At 44.8% G+C, this 6,404-nt stretch carries 5 protein-coding genes, 2 tRNA genes and 2 rRNA genes; 7 read left to right on the top strand and 2 right to left on the bottom strand.

Annotated elements, in window-relative coordinates; translation table 11 throughout:
* From rrf (FHQ23_RS07535) to FHQ23_RS07520, 4 genes are all read left to right on the top strand, one after another.
* Positions 1-102 (top strand): 5S ribosomal RNA (gene rrf, locus FHQ23_RS07535); the annotation flags it as partial.
* A gap of 51 nt (positions 103-153) precedes the next feature.
* A 5S ribosomal RNA gene (gene rrf / locus FHQ23_RS07530) occupies positions 154-269 on the top strand.
* A gap of 12 nt (positions 270-281) precedes the next feature.
* A tRNA-Asp gene (locus FHQ23_RS07525) sits at positions 282-358 on the top strand.
* A gap of 11 nt (positions 359-369) precedes the next feature.
* Positions 370-445, top strand: a tRNA-Trp gene (locus tag FHQ23_RS07520).
* An 8-nt stretch (positions 446-453) separates the two neighbouring features.
* On the opposite strand, the gene lpxH is transcribed toward FHQ23_RS07520, so the two are convergent.
* Entirely contained in the window at positions 454-1,209 is a 756-nt protein-coding gene (gene lpxH, locus FHQ23_RS07515; RefSeq protein ID WP_139613772.1) for a UDP-2,3-diacylglucosamine diphosphatase, read from the bottom strand.
* A 105-nt stretch (positions 1,210-1,314) separates the two neighbouring features.
* Between lpxH and FHQ23_RS07510 the strand changes: the two genes are divergently transcribed.
* A complete protein-coding gene (locus FHQ23_RS07510; protein WP_139613771.1) occupies positions 1,315-2,031 on the top strand; it encodes a 1-acylglycerol-3-phosphate O-acyltransferase in 717 nt (238 codons plus the stop codon).
* Between the two features lie 18 nt (positions 2,032-2,049).
* Complete coding sequence (locus tag FHQ23_RS07505; protein ID WP_139613770.1) at positions 2,050-3,453, top strand: multicopper oxidase domain-containing protein; 1,404 nt, start codon at positions 2,050-2,052, stop codon at positions 3,451-3,453.
* 1 nt (position 3,454) lies between these two features.
* On the opposite strand, the gene FHQ23_RS07500 is transcribed toward FHQ23_RS07505, so the two are convergent.
* Positions 3,455-4,630 carry an FAD-dependent oxidoreductase gene (locus tag FHQ23_RS07500; RefSeq protein WP_139613769.1) on the bottom strand — a complete coding sequence of 392 codons (1,176 nt, stop codon included), beginning with the start codon at positions 4,628-4,630 and terminating at the stop codon, positions 3,455-3,457.
* A 210-nt stretch (positions 4,631-4,840) separates the two neighbouring features.
* On the opposite strand from FHQ23_RS07500, the gene miaB reads away from it, so the two are divergent.
* Positions 4,841-6,268: a tRNA (N6-isopentenyl adenosine(37)-C2)-methylthiotransferase MiaB gene (gene miaB, locus FHQ23_RS07495; RefSeq protein WP_139613768.1), complete on the top strand. Its 1,428-nt coding sequence runs from the start codon at positions 4,841-4,843 to the stop codon at positions 6,266-6,268.
* Positions 6,269-6,404 lie beyond the last annotated feature (136 nt).

Below are 6,404 nucleotides of genomic sequence, written 5' to 3'. Positions count from 1 at the left end.
TGCAGTAGTCCCACCTGAACCCATGCCGAACTCAAAAGTGAAATGCTGTAATGCCGATGGTAGTGTGGAGTCTCCCCATGTGAGAGTAGGACACCGCCGGATTTTATTTTCTAAGTAAACTTGTTATTAGAGTTTATTTAGAAAATAAAAAATTTTGGTAGCTATAGTGCAACAGACCCACCTGAATCCATGCCGAACTCAGAAGTGAAATGTTGTTACGCCGATGGTAGTGTGGGGTCTCCCCATGTGAGAGTAGGTCACTACCAATTATCAATTTCAGCGGAGTGGTAGTTCAGTTGGTTAGAATACCTGCCTGTCACGCAGGGGGTCGCGGGTTCGAGTCCCGTCCATTCCGCCACTTTACAATTTAGGGGCGTAGTTCAATTGGTAGAGCACCGGTCTCCAAAACCGGGTGTTGGGAGTTCGAGCCTCTCCGCCCCTGCCATTATTTTGTTATTCCATTGTTTTACCCTCTTTAATTTCTAGCTTGAGTTCTTCAAAGCGATATCCATTTTTATCATAAACCAAATATGGTGCAGTTTCATGCCAGTCACCCAAAACAATACGAGTAAAAGTGCGGTTTGGTGAATCATCTATTGAGTGGATAGCTTGTCTGTGAGTGTGTCCGTGTATCAGTTGAGATACACCAAAATGTTGCATGGTTTGTGTCACAAAATCTGGGTTCACGTCCATAATTTCATTTGCTTTTTGACTTTTTTGCTGACGGCTTCTGCTGCGGATTTTATTGGCAATACGCAGACGGATAAACAGTGGCAGGCATAAAAATAGCCGTTGCCGCCAAATATTATGCACTTTTTTGCGATATGCTTGATAGCTGGTATCGTCAATACAAAGTGTATCACCATGGCAAAGTAAAACCTCTTTGCCGTATAAATTAACCTTATGGTATTCCGGTAATAGGATTAAACCGCACTTTGTAGCAAAACGGTTACCAATTAAAAAATCTCGATTGCCGTGTTGAAAATAGACTTGAATATTTCGCTCGGTCAACTGTTTTATTTGGTGCTGAACTAATTGTGCCAACTCAGAATTTTCGTCATCACCAATCCAAAAATCAAACAGATCACCTAAAATATATAGCGCTTCGCCTTTTATCGCTTCAGTTTGCATAAATTGTTCGAAAAGTGCGGTTAAGTGTGGAAGATTTTCACTTAAATGAAGATCCGCAATAAAATAGGTTTTTTTCATCATTGTTATTTTTTATATCATTAAATTTTTAGGAAATAGTTCCGATTTTATACACATATTCCGACATTTTCGCTATACTCTAGCAAATTTTTTTAGGAAATTGTTATGTTATTATTTTTACGAGCAATCATCGTAGTTTTCGCAGCCTTGTTAATTTGTTTACTTGGAACGGTTTATTCGTTGATCCGTTTTAAAAATCCGAGCAATGTTGGCGTGGTCGCACGTTGGTTTGGACGTTTACATCCGTTGTTTGGTTTGAAAGTGGAGCATCGTTTTCCTACGGATGCTGAAAATAACGGACCTTGCATCTATATTGGCAATCATCAAAATAATTATGATATGGTGACGATGGCATATATGGTTAGGCCGCGTACGGTCAGCGTGGGTAAAAAAAGTTTGGCTTTCATCCCCTTTTTTGGCTTGTTATATTGGGCAAGTGGCAACATTTTACTGGATCGTGATAATAAGAGCAAAGCCCACTCTACTATGGGGGAATTAGCACAACGGATTAACCGAGATAAATTGTCGATTTGGATGTTTCCGGAAGGTACACGCAGTCGCGGACGCGGCTTGTTACCGTTTAAAACCGGGGCATTTCATGCGGCTATTGCAGCCGGTGTGCCGATTGTGCCGGTCTGTTGCAGCAATTTGCACCATAAAATTGATCTTAACCGTTGGGACAATGGCAAGGTGATTTGCGAAATGTTAGCGCCCATTGATACCTCAAATTATAGCCGTGAAAATGTGCGGGAATTAATGAATCACTGCCATGCAGTGATGAAACAAAAAATTGACCAGCTTGATCAAGAGCTGGGGCAGTAGCATTACGGACAGTAGATAATGAAATCTGGCTTATCTCGTCGCAGGTTACTCAAAAATACAACTCTACTTGGTGCAAGTGCGGTGTTGCCAGCGGCCTATGCGTCAGGCATACAGCCGTTGCCGATTCCGCCGTTGTTAGATGTCGGGCGCGGGCGCCCAATTTTACTTTCAATGGGGAGCAGTAAGAAAGCGTTTGTTGATGCTAAAAAAGTAGACGTATGGGGCTTTAACGGGCTGTATTTGGGACCGACGATTCGTTGTAAGCAGGGAGATTTTGTTCGTTTAAATTATAGCAATCAACTTTCGCAGCGAGTATCGATCGGTTTGCAGGGATTGCAGGTCAGCGGCGAGTTGTTTGGGGGCGTTGGGCGTCAGTTCGATAGCGGTGCAGGCTGGTCACCGATTGTACCAATCACCCAATCGGCAGCCACGTGTTGGTATCACGCAGATACCTTGGCACACTCGGCTTATCAGGTTTATCGTGGCTTGTCCGGTATGTGGTGGATTGACGACGAGGAGAGCCGTAAGGCAAAACTACCGAATAAATACGGCGTTAATGATATTCCGTTGATTTTACAAGATGTGCGCCTGAACAATCAGGGAGAGCAACTGTTTAATCCGAATCAACGTCAATTTCTTGGTAACCGTTTGTTGGTGAATGGCGTTGAAGCGCCCTATTTAAATGTGGCGCGAGGTTGGGTGCGGTTGCGGTTGTTGAACGCATCATTGTCGCGAGGATATAATCTTAATTTAGATGATGGGCGCAGCATCTGGGTGTTAGCCGGTGGGCTGGGATTTTTGCCGCAACCGCGCGAAGTGCGTTCACTATTTTTAGCACCGGGTGAGCGGGCAGAAATTTTAATCGATTTGAATGAAGGTGGCAATGTTGCGCTAATCAGTGGTGAAAAACGGGGCTTTTTTGACAAAATGACCTCGTGGTTCGCGGATGAGAATGAGCTGGTTGACAACACTGTGCTAGCGTTGCGCCCCGATGGTTTGCTTTCTGCCTTTGAGCAAAAAATCGATTTTCAACGACAAGAACAGATTACAACCAATGTGGCGGTGGCACAGCAACGGAGTTTTATGCTGGATGTTGAAAATGCTTTGCTCAATCAACAGAAGTTTGATCCGCGTCGAGTGGATGTCAATGCTGCGTTGGGCAGCTATGAACGCTGGTATTTAAGTGCAACTGCACCGATTGGATTTAGCCTACAAGGTGCTAAATTTTTGCTTGAATCTTTTAATGGGCAGACGATAGATACTTCGCAATTAACCTGGCGTGATACGGTATGGGTGAATGGTAATATTTCGATTTTGGTAAAATTTGATCAAACTTCTTCCAATAACTATCCATTCACCTTCGGCAGCAGTGATTTAATGTTGGCGGATAAAGGCTGCTTAGGGATGTTGGTCGTTCAATAAGTTATGCCAATCCCAAGGCATATTTTAACGCCTGTTTTTTGATTGGGCTAACTTTATCTACTGCGATCAGCGCCAAATTGCGTAAAATTTTCAACGGCAGAATATCTTCTTTAAATCCTTTATAAAACAGATCCATACCGCTCTGCATCAGCAGATTGTCTTTTTGGCGTAGCCTTTGATAGCGTGCTAAAACCGTTTCATCATCAATCGCCTGACCGCACTTTTGTGCTTTTGCAATCACCTCTAAAAACACGTTCACATCTTTAAAACCTAAATTAACACCTTGTCCGGCAAGTGGATTAATTGTGTGCGCTGAGTCACCTAATAATACAATACCGTTTTTATAATAATCTTGCGCATGGCGACGGGTGAGTGGAAATGCAGCCGCTTGTCGGCTTTTGACTGCGCCTAAACGTGCTGGAAATGCCTGTGCAATTTCTTTATCCAGTTTCTCTAATGGCATTTTTTGCAGTTCGCGAATTCGCTCCGGGCTGTCGTACCACACCAAACAGCCCTGATTACCTAATAAAGGCAGAAATGCACGTGGGCCACTTGGGGAAAATTGCTGCCAAGTGATATCCTGCTGTGCAAGTGCGGTGTCAACCAAAATCAGCATACAGCTTTGGCGGTATTGCCAACCAGTCAGCCCGATGCCAGCGATTTGCCGCAGTTTTGAATTCGCACCATCACAAGCCAGTACCAGCGGCGCATGATAACATTCACCGCTGGTGAGGCGAAGCTGCCAATCGTGACCGCACTTTTCCATCTGTTGAATATCAGCATTCAGTTGGCTGCTTAAATTGGGGTAATCAGGAAAAGTTTGCCACAAACCGAGCTGAATCAGATTATTTTCCACCATATAACCCAGCTCGTTCAGACCCAAATCGCAGCTGTGAAATGCGGTGGAAAAACCGTCGATTTCCCAAGTTTCTAGCGTGCGGTACGGGCAGGCTCGCATGGCGAGAATAGGCTGCCAAGCCTGTAGTTCCGTCAATAAATTGACGGAAGCCACACTGATAGCGGAAATCCGGATATCGTAAGGCTGATCAGCACTAAAGTGCGGTAAGCTGCCCTGTTCAATCAGTTGCACGCTTAATCCCAATTTTGCCAAGCCCAATGCCGCTGCCGAGCCAACCATGCCGCCGCCAACCACAATCACATCTTTGCGATTCAACATTTCTTCCCCTAATGCCTGCTTATATTATGGTTTATTCTACTCGCAGCCGCCGATTTTCTAAAGCAAATCACAAATAAAATCGGTTTTTACTGGTCAGCAATCCTGCAAATCGGTAGAATAGCCCGATTTAAATTCCATTAGTTTTTAGCACCGTATCCTTTAACTTGTAAATTAGTGCGGTCGATAACCGCGTCCTAACGAAGAAAAACCATGACACAAAAATTACACATTAAAACTTGGGGCTGCCAGATGAACGAATACGACTCATCAAAAATGGCGGATTTATTGAATAGTACGCACGGTTTCGAATTGACTGAAAATGCGGAAGAGGCCGATGTGCTGCTGCTGAATACCTGCTCGATTCGTGAAAAAGCACAAGAGAAAGTGTTTCACCAATTGGGACGCTGGAAAGATTTGAAAAAATCGAATCCAAAGTTGGTGATCGGCGTGGGCGGCTGTGTTGCCTCACAAGAAGGGGCGCACATTCGCGATCGGGCGCCCTATGTGGACATTATTTTTGGTCCACAAACCCTGCATCGTTTACCGGAAATGCTCAATCAAATTCGTGGCGGCAAAAGTGCGGTAGTCGATGTCAGCTTCCCAGAAATTGAAAAGTTTGATCGCCTGCCGGAGCCGAAAGCCGAAGGCCCGACGGCGTTTGTCTCGATTATGGAAGGCTGCAATAAATACTGTTCGTTCTGCGTAGTGCCTTACACCCGTGGCGAAGAAGTCAGCCGCCCGGTGGACGATGTGTTGTTTGAAATTGCGCAACTAGCAGCGCAAGGTGTGCGTGAAGTCAATTTATTGGGACAGAACGTAAACGCCTATCGTGGCGCCACCTTTGATGATGGCATCTGCACCTTTGCCGAATTGTTGCGTTTGGTTGCCGCAATTGACGGGATTGATCGCCTGCGTTTCACCACCAGCCACCCGATTGAATTTAGCGATGATATTGTTGAAGTTTATCGTGATACACCGGAGTTGGTCAGCTTCCTGCATTTACCGGTGCAAAGCGGCTCAGATCGGGTGTTGACCATGATGAAACGCAACCATACCGCACTTGAGTATAAATCGATTATCCGCAAACTGCGCAAAGTGCGGCCGGAGATTCAAATCAGCTCCGATTTTATCATTGGTTTTCCGGGCGAAACGCAAGAGGATTTCCAACAGACAATGGATCTGATCGCACAAGTGAATTTCGATATGAGCTTCAGCTTCATCTATTCGGCACGCCCAGGTACACCAGCAGCAGATATGCCGGACGATGTCAGCGAAGAAGAGAAGAAAGAGCGCTTATACTTGTTGCAACAACGGATTACCCAACAAGCAATGCAATTCAGCCGTAAAATGCTTGGCACAGAACAACGGGTGCTAGTAGAAGGACCGTCGAAAAAAGATGTGATGGAACTGACCGGACGCACCGAAACCAACCGCATCGTTAATTTTGCCGGCACACCGGAGATGATCGGTAAGTTTGTCGATATTAAAATCACCGATGTCTGGACCAACTCCCTGCGCGGCGAGGTGATCAGAACCGAAGACCAAATGGGCTTACGTGTACAACAAAGCCCACAAAGCGTAATCCAACGCACCCGCCAAGAAGACGAGCTGGGTGTGGGGCAGTATGTGGTGAATTGATCATTTGCATTGATAACGAACCAAGCCTCTTTTCATTTGATGAGAGGCTTTTTTAGTTGTAGTTAAAATTTTTAGAAAAAAATCAAAAATAATTATTTTTATTTATAAAATATTCATTGTTGGTTTGTTTTTTTAG

Origin of the sequence: Testudinibacter crocodili, assembly GCF_006228025.1 — a bacterium.
GTDB lineage: Bacteria > Pseudomonadota > Gammaproteobacteria > Enterobacterales > Pasteurellaceae > Chelonobacter.
This window is presented reverse-complemented; position numbering and strand designations above follow the sequence as displayed.

Excerpts from the sequence above, each read along its gene's own strand:
- miaB (WP_139613768.1), top strand. The coding sequence starts at position 4,841 with ATGACACAAAAATTACACATTAAAACTTGGGGCTGCCAGATGAACGAA.
- FHQ23_RS07510 (WP_139613771.1), top strand. The coding sequence starts at position 1,315 with ATGTTATTATTTTTACGAGCAATCATCGTAGTTTTCGCAGCCTTGTTA.
- FHQ23_RS07505 (WP_139613770.1), top strand. The coding sequence starts at position 2,050 with ATGAAATCTGGCTTATCTCGTCGCAGGTTACTCAAAAATACAACTCTA.
- FHQ23_RS07500 (WP_139613769.1), bottom strand. The coding sequence starts at position 4,630 with ATGTTGAATCGCAAAGATGTGATTGTGGTTGGCGGCGGCATGGTTGGC.
- lpxH (WP_139613772.1), bottom strand. The coding sequence starts at position 1,209 with ATGAAAAAAACCTATTTTATTGCGGATCTTCATTTAAGTGAAAATCTT.